Below are 20,304 nucleotides of genomic sequence, written 5' to 3' on the forward strand. Positions count from 1 at the left end.
GCAGCTCGTCTCAGGCGGCGGTGTTGTACGCGGCCTTCAGGCGTTCCTTGAGGAAATCGACGATCTCGGCGATGGGGATGAGCTGCATTTCGGCATCGGTGCGGCCTTTATATTCGATGACGCCATCGTCCAGCCCTTTGTCGCCGACAACGACCCGGTGCGGGATGCCGATGAGTTCCATATCCGCGAACATGAAGCCCGGGCGCGCATCGCGGTCGTCGAGAAGGACCTCGATGCCGGCCGCCTGGAGATCGGCGTAGAGTTGCTCGGTCGCCTCGCGCACCCGATAGGATTTGCCGAGCTTCATCGGCAGCAGCGCAACCTCGAAGGGGGCGATCGGGGCGGGCCAGCAGATACCGCGCTCGTCGTGATGCTGTTCGATGGCGGCGGCGACGACGCGCGAGACGCCGATGCCGTAGCAGCCCATGGTCAGTGTGGTGGCCTTGCCGTCCTCGCCCAGTACCGTGGCATTCAGTGCCTCGCTGTATGTGCGACCGAGTTGGAAGATGTGTCCCACCTCGATGCCGCGCGCGATGGTCAGGGTTCCCTTGCCGTCGGGGCTGGGGTCGCCTTCGACGACGTTGCGCAGATCGGCGATCTCTGGCAATGGCAGATCGCGTCCCCAATTGAGGCCGAACCAGTGCTTGCCGTCCTGGTTGGCTCCGGCGCTGAAGTCGGCGGTGACGGCGACAGTGCGATCGGCGATGCAGGGAATGGTCAGATCCTTGGGTCCGAGCGAGCCTGGTCCGGCTCCGATCGCGGCACGGATCTCCTCTTCGGTGGCCATGCGCAGGGGCGAGGCGACCTGGGGCAGCTTTTCGGCCTTGATCGGGTTGAGTTCGTGGTCGCCTCGCACCAGTAGGGCGATCAGATCGGCGTCGATAGCCTCCGAGGCTGCGACCACCAGCGTCTTGACCGTGTGCTCGATCGGCTGTTGGAATTGCTCGACCAGATCGGCGATGGTTCGGGCCTTGGGTGTATCGACCAGGCGAGCCTCTTCGTTTGCTGCGGGCAAGGCGTTCGCGAGGGCCACGGCCTCGGCCAGCTCGACGTTGGCGGCATAATCGCTCTCGGTCGAGAAGGCGATGGCATCTTCGCCCGAGGTTGCGAGTACGTGGAATTCGTGCGAGGCGTTGCCGCCGATGCTGCCCGTGTCCGCCTGCACCGGGCGGAAATCGAGTCCGCAACGGCTGAAGATGCGACAGTAGGTCTCGTGCATCTTGCGGTAGGTTTCGGACAGGGATGCCTCATCCAGATGGAAGGAATAGGCGTCCTTCATGAGGAACTCGCGTGCGCGCATGACGCCAAAGCGCGGGCGGATCTCGTCGCGGAATTTGGTCTGGATCTGATAGAAGTTAACCGGGAGTTGCTTATAACTTCTCAGTTCGTTACGCGCCAAGTCGGTAATGATCTCTTCGTGCGTCGGGCCGAAACAGAATTCGCGTTGGTGGCGGTCGCGCAGACGCAGCAGTTCCGGTCCATATTTCTCCCAGCGCCCGGATTCTTGCCATAATTCAGCTGGTTGGACCGCAGGCATGGCGACCTCGAGCCCGCCCGCCCGGTCCATCTCTTCGCGCACGATGCGCTCGACCTTGCGCAGGACACGCAGGCCCAGAGGTAGCCAGGTGTAGAGCCCGGCTGCTAGCTTGCGGATCATGCCCGCGCGCAGCATAAGCCGGTGGCTGGCGATTTCGGCGTCCGCAGGGGTTTCTTTGATGGTCTGTAGAGGAAACTGAGAGGTGCGCATGGCGACGGCCGTCGATCGGGGAAAACGCGAGAGTCTATTGTCCAACGCAGATGGACACAACTCTCTGACCTCTGCCAGTCCCTGTGACGCTCGGGTCGGGTCGGCGGGTTCGACCCGAAGAGGGCTTTTTTAGAAAATACTTGAAATTTTGGATGCGGTTAAGGTACACGCATTGGTTGAAACGCGATGAGGCATCTGGATCAAGGACACCACGCCATCATGCAACAGAGTATTCGCACTATGAACCATTCGGAGTCGGGTGAGGTCGCCCCAGATCGGCGTACGCAGGCGCGAATCGAGGTACGGATCCCGGTCAAGGTCACGCTTCCAGGACAGGAAGGCTCGATCACGGGAGTGAACGAGGATATTTCCTGGGGTGGGGCCTTGCTGCGGATTCCGGGTCCTCTCCCCAAGGTCGCGGGCAATATACGACTCGTTTATCCCTGGAAGCAGGGCGACAACATCACGATCGAGGGGAGGATGCTGCGCGCAACGCCGCTCGACGACGGTCGCCACTATGAGGTCGCGGTTCGGTTCGTCAGTCTCTCTCCCCGCAGTCAGTCGCGTCTGGTGAAGCTGCTCAAATTGCTGCGCAACGGTCGTCAGTCGACCGAGGGCTCGGATACGATAGATCTCGTCCGCGAACTCGAGGTCGAGGTGAACGATGCCGATAACCTACGCGGTATGCTCAAGCAGATTGCCAGGGGGCGGCATTCACTGACCGTGTTCGATGCCTACGAGCCCAATCAGAGCATCAGTCTATCGATCGTGGGAACCAAGAATCTGCCAGGTATCCGACTTCGGGCACGCGTGATCCAGGTGGAGAAATCTCACGCCAAAGGTTTCGAGTGGGCCGAGCTCTATACCTTGCTGCTTGGTTTCGAGCATCCAATAAAGGCGCTCAGGGCCAGCGTCAAGATGTTGCTCGAACAGCTTCCTGCGGAGCGCGAAAGCTCCCTGACGTCGGAGGCGGCGCCGGACTGGCTGAAGGCGACGCCTTTTGCGCATCCCACGGTTGCGGACCGAGCGCGCTTTTCGCTGCAAAGCAATGCCTTGAGCACCCTCGAAGCCGATTATCCGGAGGCGTTGAACCACCTCATCGTCGGTTGGGGTGACGTCGAGATGTTCGAGTCTCTGTTTCGGGATTTGACCTTGGGGGATCAAGGATTGCCCGGCGGTTGGCCGCCCGATGCTTGGGCCGAGTTGGAGATGCTTCAGGACGTGCACGACCTGTCCTATGGGAAGTCTTCCGACCGCAAGGCGCTCCTGAAAGGCGGCCGGATCACCTGAAATCCTGTGGTCTCCGTGGGGCTGGACGTTCGTAGGTCGCCTGGTGGCGCTTGACCCTCGGTTGCGATCGCGGTAAATTCGGACTCTTTTTCAATGTTTTTCCAAGCTCCTCCTCGACCGGAAAAACCGACTCTTCCTCCGCCGTCTTACGGGCCTCGCCGATCACCGGCTGGGCCGCTCGTGGTGTGTTGGAGGCATGAGCCGAAGAAGTCGCCGAGGGGGAGGCTGATCGGAGGTCGCGAAAGGTGGCACTGACTGGAGCGGAACCAGATGGGGCGAATGTGACGGCGGCTGGCATGGAGTTGAGCGGGGGCGAGATCGTCGTCCAAGCGCTGCTGGACGAAGGGGTCGAATACGTCTTCGGCTACCCGGGTGGTTCGGTCCTTCACATCTACGATGCCCTGTTCAATAAGGGTGGGGTCAAACATATCCTCGTCCGGCACGAGCAGGCGGCGGCGCATGCGGCCGACGGCTACGCGCGCTCGACCGGCAAGTGCGGCGTCTGTCTGGTCACCTCGGGGCCGGGCGCGACCAATGCCGTCACCGGCATTGCGACTGCCTATATGGATTCCGTCCCCATGGTGGTGCTCACCGGCCAGGTGCCGACGCCCTTCATCGGTAGCGACGCCTTCCAGGAGGTCGATACCGTCGGCATCACGCGTCCCTGCGTGAAGCACAACTTCCTGGTCAAGGATGTGCGCGATCTGGCGGAGACCATCCGCAAGGCCTTTTATATCGCGACCACGGGCCGTCCGGGTCCGGTGGTAGTCGATATCCCCAAGGATGTGACGGATCCCAACGTCAAGGTGCCCTACACCTATCCCAAGGACGTCAAGCTGCGCTCCTATAGTCCGGTCGAGCGCGGGCATCTTGGGCAGATCCGGCGGGCGGTGGATCTCATGCTCGAGGCGAAGCGCCCGATCTTCTATACCGGCGGTGGCGTGGTGCTGGGAGAGGGATCGGCCGAGCTGAGAGCCTTGGTCCAGGCGACAGGATTCCCCGTCACCAGTACGCTCATGGGGTTGGGGGCCGTTCCGGGAACGGACACGCAGTTCCTCGGCATGCTCGGCATGCACGGCACCTATGAGGCCAACATGGCGATGCACGAGACCGATGTGCTGATTGCCGTCGGTGCGCGCTTCGACGATCGAGTCACCGGCAAGATCGAGCATTTCTGTCCGCACGCAAAGATCGTCCACATCGACGTGGATCCCTCATCGATCTCCAAGAACGTCAAGGTGGACGTGCCCATCGTGGGGCAGGTGGCGAGCGTGTTGGCCGATATGTTGCGCCTGTATCAGGAGCAAGCCACGAGTCAGAGGGCCTCCCAGCTCGCTGACTGGTGGGCCAAGATCGCCGAATGGCGGCGTGTCGAGTGCCTTCGTTATGACCAGGATCCGGCGGCGGCCATCAAGCCGCAGTTCGCGGTCGAGACGCTCTACAAGGTGACTCAGGGCGAACTCTATCTGGCCTCCGACGTGGGTCAGCACCAGATGTTCGCGGCCCAGTTCTATCCCTTCGACGAGCCGCGCCGCTGGATCAATTCCGGCGGTCTGGGCACCATGGGATTCGGATTGCCGGCGGCGATCGGGGCCCAGCTCGCCCATCCTGAGGCGCAGGTCGCCTGCATTTCGGGCGATGCCAGCATTCTCATGTGCATCCAGGAGCTTGCGACCTGTCTGCAGTATTCGCTGCCGATCAAGGTGGTACTGCTCAACAATGGCTACATGGGCATGGTCCGTCAGTGGCAGGAGCTCTTCTACGAGAGCCGCTACTCTCAGTCCTACGTGGACGCCCTGCCGGATTTCGTGAAGCTCGCCGAGAGCTTCGGGCATGTTGGGATGCGGGTCGAACGCCCGGGCGATCTCGAGGGCGCTATGCGCGATGCCTTCGCCATGAAGGATCGTTTCGTGTTTATGGACGTCTTGGTCGATCCGACGGAAAACGTCTATCCCATGATCGTCGCGGGCAAGGGGCATCACGAGATGCAGTTGTCGCCTGGCCTGTCCGACCGCGAGTTGTCCTGAGCGTCATCCCCACATAGACCGAATACGAGATCTGAGCCAATGAGACACATCATTGCCGTGTTGCTTGAGAACGAAGCCGGTGCGCTCTCGCGCGTCGCCGGGCTTTTCTCGGCCCGTGGCTACAACATCGAATCTCTAACCGTCGCGCCTACCGACGATCCCACCCTGTCCCGCATGACGCTGGTGACGACCGGGAACGACGAGATCGTCGAGCAGATCAAGAAGCAGTTGAACAAGCTGATCGATACGGTGAAACTGCTCGACCTGTCCGAGGGGCCTCACATCGAGCGCGAGATGATGATGGTCAAGGTGCGTGCCGAGCGCGAGGACCGCGAGGAACTCAAGCGCCTTACAGACATCTTCCGTGCCAAGATCATCGATGTGACGGATACCAGCTACGTGATCGAGCTGACCGGTGCCTCCAGGAAACTCGATGCCTTCATCGATACGCTGCCCGGCGGGGCGATCATCGAGGTGGTTCGCTCCGGGCCGACCGGCATCGCGCGGGGCGAGAAGGGACTCGTCCTCTAAACATATCCATCGTCCGCAGACGCAAAGGTCCGACCCGCTCCCGTGGTATGTCAACGGGCATTGGGCAATGGCATCGATGCATGCGGATCGTTTCATTCCAATGGGATCCAGCAAATGACCATTAACGTGTATTACGACAAAGACGCCGATCTCTCCCTGATCCAAGGGAAGAAGGTGACCATCATCGGTTACGGCTCGCAGGGCCATGCCCACGCCAACAACCTCAAGGACTCCGGCGTCTCCGTCACGGTCGGTCTGCGTCCCGGCTCCACGTCAGCGGTCAAGGCGACCAATGCCGGTCTCACCGTCAAGTCGATCGAAGAGGCGGTCGCCGAGGCCGACGTCGTCATGATTCTGGCCCCTGACGAGCATCAGGGCGCGCTCTACCGCGATCAGGTGGCTCCCAACATCAAGCAGGGCGCCGCTCTCGCCTTCGCCCACGGCTTCAACGTCCACTTCGGCCAGATCGCTCCGCGAGAGGATCTCGACGTCATCATGATCGCGCCCAAGGGGCCTGGTCACCTGGTGCGTTCCACCTACACCCAGGGTGGCGGCGTGCCGAGCCTGATCGCCGTCTACCAGGATGCCAGCGGCCAGGCGCGCGACATCGCCATGGCCTATGCCTCGGCCAATGGTGGTGGCCGCGCCGGCATCATCGAGACCAGCTTCCGCGAGGAGTGCGAGACCGACCTCTTCGGCGAGCAGGTGGTGCTCTGCGGCGGTCTGACCTCCCTGATCCAGGCCGGTTTCGAGACCCTGGTCGAGGCCGGTTATGCGCCCGAGATGGCTTACTTCGAGTGTCTGCACGAAGTGAAGCTGATCGTCGACCTCATCTACGAGGGCGGCATCGCCAACATGCGCTATTCCATCTCCAACACCGCCGAGTACGGCGATCTGACCCGCGGTCCGCGCGTCATCACCGGCGAGACCAAGGCCGAGATGAAGCGCGTCCTGGGCGAGATCCAGTCCGGTCAGTTCGCCAAGGAATTCATCCTGGAGAATCAGGCTGGTGCCGCCTCCATGAAGGCCATGCGTCGTCTTGGTGCTGAGCACCAGATCGAAGAGGTCGGTGAGCGCCTGCGCGAGATGATGCCTTGGATTCGCGAGAAGAAGCTGGTCGACAAGACCCGCAACTGATCGCACCGGTTGCGCCGGCTCTGGTCGGCGCTCCGAGCATCCGAATGGCCGCCTTGCGCGGCCATTTGCGTTTTCAGGAGGGGGCAGGGTCAGGCGACGCGCGTGAGGCGTCGGGCGGGCCGCCGCTGGGGGTTCGGCGTGCGTTGACCGCGCGAGTCCTGCATGGCCTGGGTGGCGCGCTCGAAGATCGCTTGGGCCTCGATGCCCTCTTGCGGATAGAGGGCGTAACCCATATCGTTCAAGACCTGCAGCAGAGCTCCCTTCGCCATGATGGGTTTTTGGCGAGGCGCTTGGTGAGCCGGTCGGCGACACCCTGGGCCTTCGGCGGCTCCATGATCCCTTCCAGAATGACGGCGAACTGGTCGTCTCCGATCCGTGCGACCGTGTCGGTGCTGCGCACCCCGGTGCGGAGTTGTTCGGCGTACTTGCCGATGACCTGTTCCGCGACGCCGTTGCCGTAACGCTCACAGATGGACTCCAGATCGTCCATTTTCAGCAGGAGCAGGGCGAACGAGCCGCGATGGCTGCGGTGATACCTGATGGCATCGGTCAAGCGATCGAAAAAGGCCTTGCGGTTGATGAGGCCGGTCTGTACATCGTAATCGCTGGCGCTTGGTGTGCGGCGAGGTGTCAGGTTCCTCGTTGAGCGGTTGTCGCGCTGCGAATCGGGCGGTTCGGCCTGCATGCTGTCGGGATTGGGGGAATTCGGTCCAACCATCTTGTCCTCATCATCGTGGACGGCGTGTCGTTATGTGTTCGGCATCGGCCCAGGTTCAACTATTGTCGCATCGGTGGGCATCTGACAGAGTATATGAAAAAACCGATAGGATAATGAGATTCTTCCTCTCGCAAAGGTGCCGTCGATGATAACGATCAAGCCTTGATGAAGGACATGAATTCGGCGCGGGTGCGGGGGTCCTCGTCGAAGGCGCCTCGCATGGCGCTCGAGACCGTCGTGCTGCGCTGTTTCTGCACTCCGCGCATCATCATGCAGGTGTGGCTGGCCTCCAAGACGACCGCGACGCCGTGCGCTCCGAGATGCTCCATCAGGGCGTCGGCGACCTGATTGGTCAGGCGTTCCTGGACCTGCAGTCGGCGGGCGAAGACGTCGACCACGCGTGCGATCTTGCTCAGTCCGACGACCTTCCCGTTGGGCAGATAGCCGACGTGGGCGTGCCCGAAGAAGGGCAGCATGTGGTGCTCGCACATGGAATAGAACTCGATGTCCCGCACCACGACCATCTGTTTGACGTCTTCGGCGAAGACGGCTCCCTTGATGATGTCCTCGGCGGACAGGCCGTAGCCGCTGGTCAGGAAGTCCATCGCCTTCGCGACCCGTAAGGGTGTGCGTTTCAGTCCCTCGCGATCCGCGTCCTCGCCGATTTCGACGAGCATGCGCCGGACCAGATCCTCTTTCAGTGGGTCGTAGACCTCCTCGTTGGACTCGGGTTCGAAACTGGTTGCGTAATGGCTGTGTGCCAGTACCTGAGACAGCTTGGACTTCTCTGACATGCGATGGCCTCGATATCCTTTGCGCTCGCTACGGGGCGGCCTTGTCCGTCCCCGAACGGCTTCCGTTGAGTGCTCGAATGCAAAAATTGGGGCAATTCCGCAAAAGGGAATCGGACCTGACACTACGAATCGGCAAGGCGGGTCGGATTGGGTTGGGTCGGTTTTCGCTCATCCGCCGGTGGCGTTCATGTGGCGTAACACAAGGGGTTGACCGGAGAGGTTGAAGTCGTGGCCGCGCGGTTTCAGGTCCATCGCGGAGACGATGGTCTGTTTGACCGGCGCATCGTCGCAGGGGTTGGCCCGTAGCGCGCGTCGGAGGTCGACCGAGTGCTCTTGTCCCAGACAGAGCAGAAGCCGTCCCTCGGCGGTCACACGGACGCGATTGCAGTCGCCGCAGAAATTATGGCTGTGGGGCGAGATGAAGCCGACCCGGGTCTCGGTCCCGGCGATGCGGTAATACTTGGACGGACCGCCGGTGGTTTCGGTTGTAGGCAGCAGCTCGAATGCCCGTTCCAGATCGAGGCGGATCGCATCGCTCGGATAGTAGGCCTCGGCCCGGTCATGATCGGCGATAACGCCGAGGGGCATCTCCTCGATGAAGCTCAGATCGATGCCCTGGTCGATGGCGAAGCGGGTGAGGTCGAGAATCTCGTCGTGGTTGCGGTTCTTGAGGATGACGCTGTTGAGCTTGATACGCTCGAATCCGCAGCGGATAGCCGCTTCGATTCCGTCCAGTGTCTTGTCGATGTCTCCGAGCCGGGTAATGCGTCTGAAGCGCTCGGGCTTGAGCGAATCCAGGCTGATGTTGATGCGTTTGACCCCGGCGTTCTTCAGCGCCTGGGCGTGCTGGCGAAGCTGGCTTCCGTTGGTGGTCAGTGCCAGGTCGCGGATCCCCGGGGTTTCGCCGAGTCGCTCGAAGAGCCAGGTGGCGTTGCGGCGGACCAGGGGCTCGCCGCCGGTAATGCGGATGCGAGTGACGCCGAGTTCGCTGAAACAGCGGCCGAGTCGTGCCATCTCTTCGAGTGTGAGCAATTGGTTGCGCGGCAGGAATCTCATGTTCTCGGACATGCAATAGACGCAACGCAGATCGCATCGATCCGTGATGGATAGACGGACGTAGTGAATGCGCCGGCCGAAGCGGTCGGTCAGCTCGCCTCCCGCATCGATGCTCTTTCGGGTGGATGGGCTCATGTGCTCGGCGCTCCTCGTCCCGTCGGCTCGGATGGCCGATCATGCTTCTATTCGGTGTCGTTCAGGGCCGTTTACTCTCGCAGGACTTGAGGTCGGCAGCAACCCGAGGAAAGGGTGGTTTTGTCCGGCTCGCTCGGTTGGCTCTGCGCTGCGTCGATTGGGGCTCTCGTTGACCCGGTGAAGGCCATGCTCTAGCCTGCCGTTTCGTCCTCGGGCTTGGGCTCGGGATTTCTGGCGGGCGGCGAGCGATCGCCGTATCAATCGGACGCGTTCCCATGAAAGATTCCTGGAAGGCCGCGATGCAGGAGGCCGCTCGGTTGACTCGAGCCGGTCAGATTGCCGAGGCGACCGCGCTTATCGGACGTGCACTGAGCAAGGATTCGTCCACTCCCGAGCCTGGCGACGCTTCGGGTTCAGTGATCGATGGCGAGTTCGAGGTCGTTCAGGATGCGCGCGCGCCGGCATCGCCCGAATCTTCGGGTTGGTCGTCCGGGACCTTCGCGAACGCATCGGGTGCGCGCGACTATCGGCTTTTTGCGCCTCCGCCCGACTCGCGGGCAGAGGCTCCGCGTCCACTGTTGCTCATGCTTCATGGATGTACGCAGGATCCCGATGATTTCGTGGCATCGACCCGAATGCAGGCGCTGGCTTTGGAGCAGGGTGTGTATCTGCTGTGCCCGGCGCAGTCCGTTGCGGCCAATTCCAACCGCTGTTGGGGTTGGTTCGAAGAGACGAATCAATCGATCGATCAGGGGGAGCCGGGAATCATTGCCGGCCTGGTTCGCCAGATTCTCTCCACCCATCCGATCGATAGGCGCAGGGTCTATGTCGCGGGCTTTTCGGCCGGCGGGGCCATGGCGGCGACCCTGGCTGCGCTCTATCCGAACCTCTTTGCGGCAGCGGGCGTTCATTCGGGGGTGGCCCATGGTGCGGCACGCGATCTCATGTCCGCATTGGTCGTCATGCATCAGGGTGCGCCGGCGGTGGATGCAAGCCAGGGCTTGGGGGGCGAGCCCGTGCCCATGATCCTGTTCCAGGGCGACGCGGACGCAACGGTGCATCCGAACAACGCCGCGCGTTTGATCGCGCAGGCCGGTTTCGTCGTCGGCGGCCCCGATGAACGGCCGGCGGAGCAGGGGCGCGTGCCTGGCGGCTACGCGTATAGCCACTGGGTCTACGCCGATCCTGCTGGTCGTCGTTGCGCCGAACGCTGGTCGATCCATGGCGCCGGTCACGGCTGGTCGGGCGGCAGCGCCCTGCACGCCTTTACCGAGCCGCGAGGACCGGACGCCTCGCGCGAGATCCTGCGATTCTTTCTTGAGCACCCCAAGGGCGGTTGATCGCGCGCCGGGGAATCGAGTCGGGCCAAATAGTGTTTTGCACAATCCCATGTAAGAATCACGGTTTCCTGATACTCAACATGAGGTATTCGTCCGTGAGTCAAGATATTAAGGTCGCGCGTTATGGCCTGGTCGCACAGGGGTTTCACTGGCTAGTGGCCCTGCTTCTATTGGGCCTCTTCGTCACCAACAGTCTGCGGGAGGCAGCGCCCGAGGCGTCCGAGCTGTTCTGGCTCCGACTTCACATGTCGCTCGGTATCCTGGTCTTTCTGGTGACCATCGCCCGGATCGGCTGGCGCAAGATCGTCCCTCCGCCGGCGATGCTGGATGCGCCTAAGTGGAGCCAGTTCGCGGCCAATGCGGCCCACGTTCTGCTCAACCTCGCAACCTTGCTGGTTCCCATCTTTGGTTATTTGCGTGTCGCCTCGAAGGGCTATGCGGCTGATTTCTTCGGCGCTCAGATTCCGTCTATCACGGGTGAGATGCACGCTCTGCACGAGCTCATGGAGAACGTTTTCCATGGCGAGCCGATGGAACTCTTCCTCTATGCGCTGATCGCGCTGCACGTGGTCGCGGCGCTTTGGCATCAGTATGTTCTGAAGGACAACGGGCTTCGGCGCATGTTGCCTTGGTAGGCCGTTGCGGCGATGGGGTCTGTGGAGTCCGTTGCCGCGACAGCGTACGGATGTCTGGAGGCGGTGCGAGGCGAGCGCCGATGCGCCGTCGAGAGAAGGGAGTGAGGCCGATGGATCGCTTGACGAAGACGCGCCACTCTCGGCGTTTTCGTCAAGCGATCGCTCGGTCGGATTAGCTGGATCCGTTCGCGGTGCGGCGATAGATGCGTACCGTATCACCCGGGTTGAAGCGTTTCTCCACGACCGGGTTCCAGCGGCGGATATCGGCGGTCGTCACCCCGTAGCGACGGGCGATGGCCGAGATGGAGTCGCCCTTGCGCACGCGATGGGTGAGCACGGCGGAGGTCCGCTTCTGGGTTGGGATGCTCAGGGTCTGTCCGGGCAGTAGCGGGTCGCGAACCGACATGCCGTTCCGGTCGGCCAGGGTCTTGAGATCCAGTCCGTGTCGCAAGGCGACCGAGGCCAGTGTCTCGCCGTTACGCACGACGTGATCCTTGCTGTCGAGCATGGATTCGTCGACGAAGCTCGGTTGGCGCTGATGGACTCGGACCGCGACTCGCGAGGACATGGAGCCGGTCACCACCGGTATGACGTCGATCTTCGAGGACTTGGCGCTGATCTTGGATCCCATCCCGGCGGGAACCATCAGCTGACGTATCGATTGACCGCTCTTGATCTTGAGGGCTGGGTTGAGCTGACGCAGTACGGCGAGATCGACCCCGCTAGCGGTTGCCACCTTGACCAGATCCATGGGCTCGCGACTGCGGATGACCTCCATGCCCGGCCGGTCGGGGATGCTCGGCAGGTGCTGGCCATATTTGCGGGCCTCGGCGACCAGTCGTGCGTCTGCGAGGATCTTCGGGACGTAATTCTTGGTTTCGGCGGGCAGGTCGAGCGACCAGAAATCGGTGGGCTTGCCCTTGCGGCGGTTGGCGGCGATCGCCGATTCGACGCGTCCCGGGCCGCAGTTGTAGGCGGCCATCGCCAGTTCCCAGTCTCCATCGAAGCGACGGCTGAGCTGCTCGAGATATTTCAGCGCGGCACGCGTCGATGCGACGACGTCACGACGCTCGTCATAACCTCTATCCAGTCTCAGGCCCATCTCCCGCGCCGTGTAGGGCATGAACTGCCACATGCCACCAGCGGCCTTGGGTGAGGTTGCTGCGGGGTTGTAGCGGCTTTCCACATGCGGCAGAAGGGCGAGTTCCATCGGGAACCCGCGGCGCTCGATTTCGGCGACGATCTGAGGCAGATAGGGCGAGGCGCGTTTGGAGAGCTTTTCGAGATAGCGCGGATCGCGTCTGAATCGCTCCAGCGTGCTGTCGATGCGAGCGTTCGCGTGGAGGTTGAGCTGCATCCCTGCTCGAACCCGTGACCAGAGATCCCCTTTGCTGCCTCCCTGGGCCAACTTGGCGCGTCCGGAAACGGAGACGTCGCGAGCGGGCTTGACGAATCCGTATTCGCGAGCCGAAACGGTGCCGGCGTAACTGCCGTAAGGTTGTTCGATCGTTGAGACATCCGTTCGGTTCGCGCAGCCCAGCATCAGGGGCAGGGCAAGGACAGCCAGCGCGCAGGCTACGCGTCCGACAAGGCTGGCTTCAGTCATGGTAACCCCGACTTGAAATTATGTAACTACCTGTTTAAGCGAGTATTATGATTTTACGCGTGCCATCATACGCAAAGGGGCGGCCTAATTCCAGGTTTGCCGCATGGCTTGGGTCTCTTCGGCAGCACGACAGACGTGTCGATCCTGGGTACCATGTGCGGTCTCAAGAGGCATCCTCATGATCGTTTCCACTCGTCAGGAATCCCCGTTGGCCCGCTTGCCAGACTGGTATCGCTCCCCGCTCGGACAGGAGGTGGCGAGGCTTGAGTGTGCCTGCGTGCAGGGATTGCTCAACACCACCTTCGGCTACCATCTGGTGCAGATCGGCGCGACGGAGGTCTTTCGGGACGTCCTCGCCGCCAGCCGCATCCGGCACCGCGTTCTCATGCCGTTCGAGTCCGCGCCTGGTTCCGAGGGTTCTCGGGTCATCGGCTCGGTTCAGCGGCTTCCGTTCGCCTCCGACAGCATCGACGCCGTGCTCCTGCCGCACACGCTGGATTTCGCTTCCGATCCCCAGGGGGTTCTGGAAGAGGTCGAACGAATCCTCATTCCCGAGGGACGGGTCGTGATCGTGGGATTCAATGCCTTGAGCTCCTGGGGCGTCCGTCGTCTTCTCTGGCGCTCCAAGGGGCGGATGCCCTGGTGCGGCCGCTTTCATCGTCCCGGACAGGTTCGGGATTGGCTGTCGGCGCAGGGCTGCGATCTGGAATGCTGCGAATACAGGATGTTCCGCCCACCGTTGGCGAGTCTCCAGGGCCCTCGTTGCGGTGGGCTCGACCTTATGGGGCGACGCTTCTGGCCGATTCTGGGCGGCATCTATGTGATGCGCGCGGTCAAGCGAGTCGCCACCGTCACGCCTTTGCGCCCGCGTATGGCTCAGGCTTCCGCTTTGCTATCGGGCCGCGCGGTCCGTCCGACGACACGAGGAACAGGTCATGTCTGATTGCGTTCAGGCCTTCACCGACGGCGCCTGCAAGGGCAATCCCGGCCGGGGAGGTTGGGGTGTGCTGCTGCGCTGGGGCGAGGTGGAGAAGGAGCTGTTCGGCGGCGAGCGCGAGACCACCAACAATCGCATGGAGCTGATGGCCGTCATTGCCGCCCTGGAGTCGCTGACCCGTCCGACCTGTATCGAGATCACGACCGACTCCCAGTACGTCAAGCGTGGTGTCGGCGAGTGGATGCCGCGCTGGAAGCGCAACGGTTGGATGACCGCCGGTCGCCAGCCGGTCAAGAACCGCGACCTCTGGGAGCGCCTGGATCGGGCGCTGGGCGCGCATCAGGTCGGCTGGCACTGGGTCAAGGGGCATGCTGGGCATGCCGAAAACGAGCGCGCCGACCGTCTCGCCAACCGAGGCGTCATCGATCAGGAGGGCAGTCGTGCGTCAGATCGTTCTTGATACCGAAACCACCGGTCTGGATCCGAAAGAGGGGCACCGCATCATCGAGATCGGCTGTGTCGAGGTGGTCGACCGCCGCCTGACCCGCAACAGCTTCCATCAGTACATTCAGCCCGACCGCGAGATCGACGCCGAGGCGATCGAGGTGCATGGGATCACCAACGAGTTCCTCGCCGACAAACCGCGCTTCGCCGAGGTGGCCGAGTCCTTCGTGCGTTTCGTCGCGGGCGCCGAACTCATCATCCACAACGCACCCTTCGACGTCGGCTTCCTCGATCACGAATTCAGGCGCTGGCGCCCGGATGCGCCCTGCGTCGCCGATCTGTGCGCGGTGACGGATACCCTCGCGATGGCGCGGCGGCTCCATCCCGGGCAGCGCAACGGCCTGGATGCGCTCTGCAAGCGCTACTCGGTCGACAACTCGCACCGCGAACTGCACGGGGCTCTGCTCGACGCCGAGATCCTCGCCGATGTCTATCTCGCTATGACGGGGGGGCAGGTGGCGCTGCACCTGGGGAGCGAATCGCGGGAAGAGGATGGTGGCGGCTCAGGCGTGGTGCATCGCGGCCGCATCGACCTAGGGCGTCCGTCGCTGCGGGTGGTGCGTGCCGACGATGTGGCCCTGGAGGCGCACGCGCGGCGCCTGTCGGCCATTCAGTCGGCCTGCTCCGATGGCTGTCTCTGGCTCAAGGACGCCTGAGTCTTTGCCCTGAACGTTGCGCCCAGGCGCCCCTCAGGTCTGCTGTTGCTGCTGGCGGCGTCCCTGTCCCGAGCCGCCGACCAGGGATTCGAGCGCGGTGAGATCGAGCAATTGGATATGCTTGCGGTCGACACGCATCAGGCCGTCTTCCTGAAAGCGCGTGAAGAGTCGACTGACGGTTTCGACCGCAAGACCGAGATAGTTGCCGATCTCGTGCCGTGACATGCTGAGATAGAAGTCGGACGGCGACAGTCCGCGCTTGTGCAGACGTTGCGACAGGCTCAGCAGGAAGGCGGCCAGGCGTTCCTCGGCGTTCTTCTTGCCGAGTAGCAGCAGCATGTCCGTGTCCTGTGCGATTTCCTTGCTCAACAGCCGGTACATCTGATGCTGAAGGCTCGGGATGATCGAGGTGAGTTCTTCGAGACGGCTGAAGGGAATCTCGCAGATCGCGGAGGTTTCGAGTACCTTGGCCGAACAGGCATGGGCATCCTTGTCGATGGCGTCCATGCCGATGATCTCGCCCGGCAGGTGGAAGCCGAGTACCTGCTCCCCGCCCTCCGGGCTGGGCGCGAAGGTCTTGACCGATCCGGTCTTGACGACATACAGAGAGCGGAAGCGATCGCCCTCGCGAAACAGGAAGTCGCCCCGATGCAGGGGCCGGGTTCGTTTGACGATGTCGTCCAAACGCTCGACGTCCTCTGCAACCAGGCCCATGGGCAGGCATAGAGAGGACAGCGTACAATTTTTACAGGCGACACGGATGGTTTCTAGAGAGATCACTTTTCGCTGATTCAATGCGCCGCCCCTTAGACTGACATCGACGGTAGGGTTTTCATTCTGCTGTTTGATCTGGATCAAATATTAGCATTTTGTAACCTGATCCACGTCAGAATACAAGGGCGGCATTCCGTGTACGAAGGCTTTTCGGCTCCAGATACCTTTCGTCGCTCGGCGCCTGATCGCGGCGATTCCAGGCCTCAGTTGATCGCGCGCTCGATTGAGCCGATGCGGCGATTTTGGTAGTTTGTCCGGGCATTCGGGCTATCACCCTCGACCCTCCTTTTGTTTCCCTATGACTAAGTATATTTTTATCACCGGCGGTGTCGTTTCATCGCTGGGTAAAGGCATTGCATCGGCTTCGCTCGGGGCATTGCTCGAAGCGCGTGGCCTCAAGGTCACCATGATCAAGCTGGATCCCTACATCAACGTGGATCCGGGCACCATGAGCCCCTTTCAGCATGGCGAGGTCTATGTCACGGACGATGGCGCCGAGACCGACCTCGATCTGGGCCACTACGAGCGTTTTCTGCGCACCCGCATGGGTCGCAACAACAATTTCACCACGGGCCAGATCTATGACAGCGTGCTCCGCAAGGAGCGGCGCGGCGACTATCTGGGCCGTACCGTGCAGGTCATTCCGCACATCACCGACGAGATCAAGCAGAGCATCCGTCTCGGAGCCGAGGGCGCGGATGTCGCCATGGTCGAGATCGGCGGCACCGTCGGCGACATCGAATCGCTGCCCTTCCTGGAGGCGATCCGTCAGATGCGCGTCGAGGAGGGTCGCGAGAACGCGCTCTTCATGCACCTGACCTTGGTGCCCTTCATCCGTACCGCCGGCGAGATCAAGACCAAGCCGACCCAGCACTCGGTGAAGGAGCTACGCTCCATCGGTATCCAACCCGATATCCTCTTGTGCCGCTCCGAGACGCTGTTGCCGGACGAGGAACGGCGCAAGATCGCGCTCTTCACCAACGTCCCCGAGAACGCCGTCATCTCGGCGGTCGACGCCGACAATATCTACCGCATTCCGCGCTTGCTGCACGCCCAGCAGCTCGACGATCTGGTCGTGCGTCAATGTCATCTCGACGTGCCCGAGGCGGATCTCTCCGAGTGGGACCGGGTCATGGAGGGCTTCGACCATCCAACCCGCAAGGTTCGCATCGGGATGGTCGGCAAATACATGAACAACACCGAGGCCTACAAGTCGTTGTCCGAGGCACTCGCCCATGCCGGCGTGCGCACCGGAAGCAAGGTCGAGGTGCTCTATGTCGACTCCGAGGAGATCGAACAGCACGGGAGCGACTGTCTGGAGGGGCTCGATGCCATCCTGGTTCCCGGCGGATTCGGCGAGCGTGGGATCGAGGGCAAGATCGCGGCCGCCCAGTATGCCCGCGAGAAGCGCATTCCCTATCTCGGTATCTGTCTCGGCATGCAGATCGCGGTGATCGAATACGCTCGCCATGTCGCGAATCTGGAAGGTGCCCACAGCACCGAGTTCGATCGCCAGACCCCGCATCCCATCATCGGGCTCATCACCGAATGGCGCGATGAGACCGGCAAGGTCGAGACCCGCAGCGAGACGACCGATCTCGGTGGAACGATGCGGCTTGGCGGACAGAACTGTCGTCTCGAGCCCGGCAGCCTGGCGCGTTCCGTCTATCACATGCCTCAGGTGCGCGAGCGCCATCGGCATCGTTACGAGTTCAACAATCGCTATCTCCACCAGATGCAGGATGCCGGCATGCGCTTTTCCGGCTGGTCGCTGGATAGCCGTCTGGTCGAGATCATTGAGATCCCGGATCACCCCTGGTTCATCGCCTGCCAGTTCCATCCCGAGTTCACATCGACGCCGCGTGACGGACATCCGCTGTTCGAGGGCTTCGTCCGTGCGGCATTGGTCCACCAGGAGAAGACCGGAGGCATGGCGGCATGATGCAACTGGCCGGCTTTGAGGTCGGGCTCGACAAGCCCCTGTTTCTGATCGCCGGCCCTTGCGTCATCGAAAGCGAGACGCTGGCCCAAGAGACCGCCGGCGCGTTGAAGGAGATGACCGATGCGCTCGGCATCCCCTTCATCTTCAAATCCTCCTTCGACAAGGCCAACCGCTCCTCGGTCGGCAGCTTTCGCGGGCCGGGTCTGGACGAGGGGCTGCGCATTCTGGAGTCGGTCCGGGACCGTATCGGTGTCCCCGTGTTGACCGACGTCCACGAGGACACCCCGTTGGCGGAGGTCGCGGACGTTGTCGACGTGCTCCAAACGCCGGCCTTTCTCTGTCGTCAGACCAACTTCATCCGCGCCGTGGCGAGCCAGGGCAAGCCGGTCAACATCAAGAAGGGGCAGTTCCTGGCGCCTTGGGACATGCGCCATGTGGTCGAGAAGGCGCGCTCGACCGGTAATGCGCACATCATGGTCTGCGAGCGCGGGGCCTCCTTCGGTTACAACAATCTGGTCTCCGACATGCGTGCGCTTGCCGTGATGCGCGAGACCGGTTGTCCGGTCGTCTTCGACGCGACCCATTCGGTGCAATTGCCGGGCGGGCAGGGCGATCGCTCGGGCGGGCAGCGCGAGTTCGTGCCGGTTCTGGCGCGTGCGGCCGTCGCCGCCGGGGTCTCCGGTGTCTTCATGGAGACCCATCCCGACCCCGACCGGGCTCTGAGCGACGGACCCAATGCCTGGCCGCTGGGGCGCATGCGCGAGTTGCTCGTGACCCTGATCGAGATCGACCGTTTGGTGAAGTCTGCCGAGTTTGCCGAGTCGACCCTCTAAAGCAGCATCTGTTGCCGCTTTGGGGGGAATCGCGGGCACGCGATATTTCGGCTCGGTGAGGTCGAGCCTCGAACACTCTAGGTGATGATCCTTGCGCACAAGCGCCTGGGAGTGGTGATGTGACTTTCCGGGACGGCCTTAACAGATACGCTGGTGCGTTTCCTGATAGTGTCGTGCCGTTGGCTAGTATCGGGAATGCGTTGCTGAATGTCTTGGTCCGTGCGGATCGACTCCCGATTTTCTCTTCAGCTCCGTATCGATTTGGAGCACTGATCATCGAGAGCCGTTTCAGATGCCATCGCCATCTGCTCGAACCCTCGTGTCGACCGGTCGTCACTTCCTCGGGTTGATTCCCGGCGTTCAATCCGCCGGCGCCTGCGAGCCGGACCTGGGCGCGCGTATTCGCGCCGAACGGATCGCCGTGCTCTTCGCTAACACGGGCGCGGCACTGACCGGCAACCTGCTGGTGGCCGTGTTGGCGCTGGTTGTCGCATTTCCGCTGATGCCGGCGAGCTTATTGGTGTCTTGGTTCGCTGTTTTCATGCTGATCGCTCTGGTTCGCGGTTGGATGGCTTGGCGGTACAACCGATGGTCGGGCGATCGGCGGCCCTCTGCGGATGTCTGGGTGCGCGCCCTGTTTTTCGTTCTGGCCTTCCAGAGTGTCTGGTGGGGCGTCTTCTGCGTCTTGCTGATACATTACGCCAATCCATTTCAGGCCGTTTTCGCGCCCTTCATTATCGGTGGAATGGTGGCTGCTGCGGTGGCGACCCTGGGCTCAGTGAGGTCGGCCTACCTGGCGTTCACGCTGCCGATGGCCGTCTCCTTGGTCGGTGTGCTGATTTGGCAGGGAGATCATGATGCCCTGTTCATGGCTGGATTTTCGATCGCCTTCGAGATCACCATGATCGTGACGGTCTGGCAGGTGAGCGCGATCGTCAGTCGCAATATCGAGCTGAGGATTCAGAACGAGCATCTGGCCGGCTCATTGGCCGCGACCAACGAGGAATTGAGCGAGGTCAACCGGGATCTCGCCCGCGAAATCGAGGAGCGTAAGCGCGCGGAGGCGCGTAGCGACTTCCTGGCGACCCATGATGTGCTCACGGGGCTTCCCAATCGTCGCACCCAGTCGGACCGCTTTGCCCAGGCCGCTGCGCGGGTTTCGCGCTCGGGGGGGCTGGTCGCGATACTCTTCGTCGATCTCGATCGCTTTAAACAGGTGAACGATGCTCTGGGGCATGCGGCTGGAGATCGTCTCCTGTGCTTGGTCTCCGAGCGGTTGCGTCATGCTCTGAGAGGTGGCGATTCGGTCTGTCGGCATGGCGGGGATGAGTTCCTGGTTCTGGTCGGCGAGGCGGCCGATCGCGCCACGATCGTTCAGGTTGCGGAGCGCATTCTGGAGGCGGTCTGCGCGCCGATCGATCTGGACGGGCAGTTGGTGCAGATCGGCTGCAGCATCGGGATCAGTCTCTATCCGGATGACGACGACGCGTTCGAGCGCCTGGTCGTTCATGCCGATCAGGCGCTCTATCGCGCGAAGGGTCAGGGTGGATACGCCTATCGCTTCTTCGCGCCCGAGCCGATCCTGTCCACGGGGTTCGGATTGGCTGCGGGCGGCGGCGAAACGGTGGTCTGAACGCGCGCG

19 protein-coding genes are annotated in these 20,304 nt (G+C 62.3%); 12 read left to right on the plus strand and 7 right to left on the minus strand.

Features of this window, described 5'->3' with window-relative positions; all coding sequences use genetic code 11:
• Positions 1 to 10: 10 nt before the first annotated feature.
• A complete protein-coding gene (locus THIDRDRAFT_RS16525) occupies positions 11 to 1,747 on the minus strand; it encodes a proline--tRNA ligase (RefSeq protein ID WP_007042029.1) in 1,737 nt (578 codons plus the stop codon).
• 219 nt (positions 1,748 to 1,966) lie between these two features.
• Here THIDRDRAFT_RS16525 and THIDRDRAFT_RS16530 point away from each other — a divergent pair, with 219 nt between their 5' ends.
• The 4 genes from THIDRDRAFT_RS16530 (at position 1,967) to ilvC (ending at position 6,732) form a co-directional block, all read left to right on the plus strand.
• A complete protein-coding gene (locus THIDRDRAFT_RS16530; protein WP_007042030.1) occupies positions 1,967 to 3,037 on the plus strand; it encodes a PilZ domain-containing protein in 1,071 nt (356 codons plus the stop codon).
• 296 nt (positions 3,038 to 3,333) lie between these two features.
• Positions 3,334 to 5,064, plus strand: coding sequence for an acetolactate synthase 3 large subunit (locus THIDRDRAFT_RS16535; protein ID WP_007042031.1), 1,731 nt, complete (start codon positions 3,334 to 3,336; stop codon positions 5,062 to 5,064).
• A 39-nt stretch (positions 5,065 to 5,103) separates the two neighbouring features.
• Positions 5,104 to 5,595 carry an acetolactate synthase small subunit gene (gene ilvN / locus THIDRDRAFT_RS16540; RefSeq protein WP_007042032.1) on the plus strand — a complete coding sequence of 164 codons (492 nt, stop codon included), beginning with the start codon at positions 5,104 to 5,106 and terminating at the stop codon, positions 5,593 to 5,595.
• 120 nt (positions 5,596 to 5,715) lie between these two features.
• Entirely contained in the window at positions 5,716 to 6,732 is a 1,017-nt protein-coding gene (gene ilvC, locus THIDRDRAFT_RS16545) for a ketol-acid reductoisomerase (protein WP_173364696.1), read from the plus strand.
• An 89-nt stretch (positions 6,733 to 6,821) separates the two neighbouring features.
• Here the strand turns inward: ilvC and THIDRDRAFT_RS25730 are convergent, their stop codons facing one another.
• From THIDRDRAFT_RS25730 to moaA, 4 genes are all read right to left on the minus strand, one after another.
• Complete coding sequence (locus tag THIDRDRAFT_RS25730; RefSeq protein WP_159105426.1) at positions 6,822 to 6,974, minus strand: hypothetical protein; 153 nt, start codon at positions 6,972 to 6,974, stop codon at positions 6,822 to 6,824.
• The gene (locus tag THIDRDRAFT_RS16550) at positions 6,971 to 7,450 is read right to left on the minus strand and encodes a GGDEF domain-containing protein (RefSeq protein ID WP_007042035.1); all 480 of its coding nucleotides are present in this window, start codon (positions 7,448 to 7,450) and stop codon (positions 6,971 to 6,973) included. The genes THIDRDRAFT_RS25730 and THIDRDRAFT_RS16550 overlap by 4 nt, the downstream gene beginning before the upstream one ends.
• A gap of 155 nt (positions 7,451 to 7,605) precedes the next feature.
• Entirely contained in the window at positions 7,606 to 8,244 is a 639-nt protein-coding gene (folE, locus tag THIDRDRAFT_RS16555) for a GTP cyclohydrolase I FolE (RefSeq protein ID WP_007042036.1), read from the minus strand.
• 168 nt (positions 8,245 to 8,412) lie between these two features.
• The gene (moaA, locus tag THIDRDRAFT_RS16560; RefSeq protein ID WP_007042037.1) at positions 8,413 to 9,435 is read right to left on the minus strand and encodes a GTP 3',8-cyclase MoaA; all 1,023 of its coding nucleotides are present in this window, start codon (positions 9,433 to 9,435) and stop codon (positions 8,413 to 8,415) included.
• A 275-nt stretch (positions 9,436 to 9,710) separates the two neighbouring features.
• Between moaA and THIDRDRAFT_RS16565 the strand changes: the two genes are divergently transcribed.
• Both THIDRDRAFT_RS16565 and THIDRDRAFT_RS16570 read left to right on the plus strand, forming a co-directional pair.
• Positions 9,711 to 10,775: an extracellular catalytic domain type 1 short-chain-length polyhydroxyalkanoate depolymerase gene (locus tag THIDRDRAFT_RS16565; RefSeq protein WP_007042038.1), complete on the plus strand. Its 1,065-nt coding sequence runs from the start codon at positions 9,711 to 9,713 to the stop codon at positions 10,773 to 10,775.
• A 95-nt stretch (positions 10,776 to 10,870) separates the two neighbouring features.
• Positions 10,871 to 11,410, plus strand: a complete 540-nt coding sequence (locus THIDRDRAFT_RS16570) for a cytochrome b (protein WP_007042039.1) — start codon at positions 10,871 to 10,873, stop codon at positions 11,408 to 11,410.
• Between the two features lie 172 nt (positions 11,411 to 11,582).
• On the opposite strand, the gene THIDRDRAFT_RS16575 is transcribed toward THIDRDRAFT_RS16570, so the two are convergent.
• Complete coding sequence (locus tag THIDRDRAFT_RS16575; RefSeq protein WP_007042040.1) at positions 11,583 to 13,016, minus strand: transglycosylase SLT domain-containing protein; 1,434 nt, start codon at positions 13,014 to 13,016, stop codon at positions 11,583 to 11,585.
• A gap of 178 nt (positions 13,017 to 13,194) precedes the next feature.
• Between THIDRDRAFT_RS16575 and THIDRDRAFT_RS16580 the strand changes: the two genes are divergently transcribed.
• Genes THIDRDRAFT_RS16580 through dnaQ form a run of 3 tightly spaced genes read left to right on the plus strand, consistent with a single transcriptional unit; the run spans position 13,195 to position 15,113 of the window.
• A complete protein-coding gene (locus THIDRDRAFT_RS16580) occupies positions 13,195 to 13,959 on the plus strand; it encodes a class I SAM-dependent methyltransferase (RefSeq protein WP_007042041.1) in 765 nt (254 codons plus the stop codon).
• Positions 13,952 to 14,413: a ribonuclease HI gene (rnhA, locus tag THIDRDRAFT_RS16585; RefSeq protein WP_007042042.1), complete on the plus strand. Its 462-nt coding sequence runs from the start codon at positions 13,952 to 13,954 to the stop codon at positions 14,411 to 14,413. The genes THIDRDRAFT_RS16580 and rnhA overlap by 8 nt, the downstream gene beginning before the upstream one ends.
• Positions 14,394 to 15,113 (plus strand): DNA polymerase III subunit epsilon, encoded by a 720-nt coding sequence (gene dnaQ, locus THIDRDRAFT_RS16590; protein ID WP_007042043.1) that lies wholly within the window; start codon positions 14,394 to 14,396, stop codon positions 15,111 to 15,113. The genes rnhA and dnaQ overlap by 20 nt, the downstream gene beginning before the upstream one ends.
• A gap of 33 nt (positions 15,114 to 15,146) precedes the next feature.
• Here the strand turns inward: dnaQ and fnr are convergent, their stop codons facing one another.
• Complete coding sequence (gene fnr, locus THIDRDRAFT_RS16595) at positions 15,147 to 15,908, minus strand: fumarate/nitrate reduction transcriptional regulator Fnr (protein ID WP_040845165.1); 762 nt, start codon at positions 15,906 to 15,908, stop codon at positions 15,147 to 15,149.
• Positions 15,909 to 16,185: 277 nt separating this feature from the next.
• Between fnr and THIDRDRAFT_RS16600 the strand changes: the two genes are divergently transcribed.
• From THIDRDRAFT_RS16600 to THIDRDRAFT_RS16610, 3 genes are all read left to right on the plus strand, one after another.
• Positions 16,186 to 17,829, plus strand: coding sequence for a CTP synthase (locus tag THIDRDRAFT_RS16600; protein ID WP_007042045.1), 1,644 nt, complete (start codon positions 16,186 to 16,188; stop codon positions 17,827 to 17,829).
• Positions 17,826 to 18,662, plus strand: coding sequence for a 3-deoxy-8-phosphooctulonate synthase (kdsA, locus tag THIDRDRAFT_RS16605; protein WP_007042046.1), 837 nt, complete (start codon positions 17,826 to 17,828; stop codon positions 18,660 to 18,662). Before THIDRDRAFT_RS16600 ends, kdsA begins: the two co-directional genes overlap by 4 nt.
• A 292-nt stretch (positions 18,663 to 18,954) precedes the next feature.
• Complete coding sequence (locus THIDRDRAFT_RS16610) at positions 18,955 to 20,295, plus strand: GGDEF domain-containing protein (RefSeq protein WP_007042047.1); 1,341 nt, start codon at positions 18,955 to 18,957, stop codon at positions 20,293 to 20,295.
• Positions 20,296 to 20,304 lie beyond the last annotated feature (9 nt).

This window comes from Thiorhodococcus drewsii AZ1 (genome assembly GCF_000224065.1).
Taxonomy (GTDB): Bacteria; Pseudomonadota; Gammaproteobacteria; order Chromatiales; family Chromatiaceae; genus Imhoffiella; species Imhoffiella drewsii.

Excerpts from the sequence above, each read along its gene's own strand:
- THIDRDRAFT_RS16600 (WP_007042045.1), top strand. The coding sequence starts at position 16,186 with ATGACTAAGTATATTTTTATCACCGGCGGTGTCGTTTCATCGCTGGGT.
- THIDRDRAFT_RS16525 (WP_007042029.1), bottom strand. The coding sequence starts at position 1,747 with ATGCGCACCTCTCAGTTTCCTCTACAGACCATCAAAGAAACCCCTGCG.
- folE (WP_007042036.1), bottom strand. The coding sequence starts at position 8,244 with ATGTCAGAGAAGTCCAAGCTGTCTCAGGTACTGGCACACAGCCATTAC.
- THIDRDRAFT_RS16535 (WP_007042031.1), top strand. The coding sequence starts at position 3,334 with ATGGAGTTGAGCGGGGGCGAGATCGTCGTCCAAGCGCTGCTGGACGAA.
- THIDRDRAFT_RS16610 (WP_007042047.1), top strand. The coding sequence starts at position 18,955 with ATGCCATCGCCATCTGCTCGAACCCTCGTGTCGACCGGTCGTCACTTC.
- kdsA (WP_007042046.1), top strand. The coding sequence starts at position 17,826 with ATGATGCAACTGGCCGGCTTTGAGGTCGGGCTCGACAAGCCCCTGTTT.
- THIDRDRAFT_RS16565 (WP_007042038.1), top strand. The coding sequence starts at position 9,711 with ATGAAAGATTCCTGGAAGGCCGCGATGCAGGAGGCCGCTCGGTTGACT.
- THIDRDRAFT_RS16530 (WP_007042030.1), top strand. The coding sequence starts at position 1,967 with ATGCAACAGAGTATTCGCACTATGAACCATTCGGAGTCGGGTGAGGTC.
- THIDRDRAFT_RS16550 (WP_007042035.1), bottom strand. The coding sequence starts at position 7,450 with ATGGTTGGACCGAATTCCCCCAATCCCGACAGCATGCAGGCCGAACCG.
- ilvN (WP_007042032.1), top strand. The coding sequence starts at position 5,104 with ATGAGACACATCATTGCCGTGTTGCTTGAGAACGAAGCCGGTGCGCTC.
- THIDRDRAFT_RS16580 (WP_007042041.1), top strand. The coding sequence starts at position 13,195 with ATGATCGTTTCCACTCGTCAGGAATCCCCGTTGGCCCGCTTGCCAGAC.
- rnhA (WP_007042042.1), top strand. The coding sequence starts at position 13,952 with ATGTCTGATTGCGTTCAGGCCTTCACCGACGGCGCCTGCAAGGGCAAT.
- THIDRDRAFT_RS16575 (WP_007042040.1), bottom strand. The coding sequence starts at position 13,016 with ATGACTGAAGCCAGCCTTGTCGGACGCGTAGCCTGCGCGCTGGCTGTC.
- moaA (WP_007042037.1), bottom strand. The coding sequence starts at position 9,435 with ATGAGCCCATCCACCCGAAAGAGCATCGATGCGGGAGGCGAGCTGACC.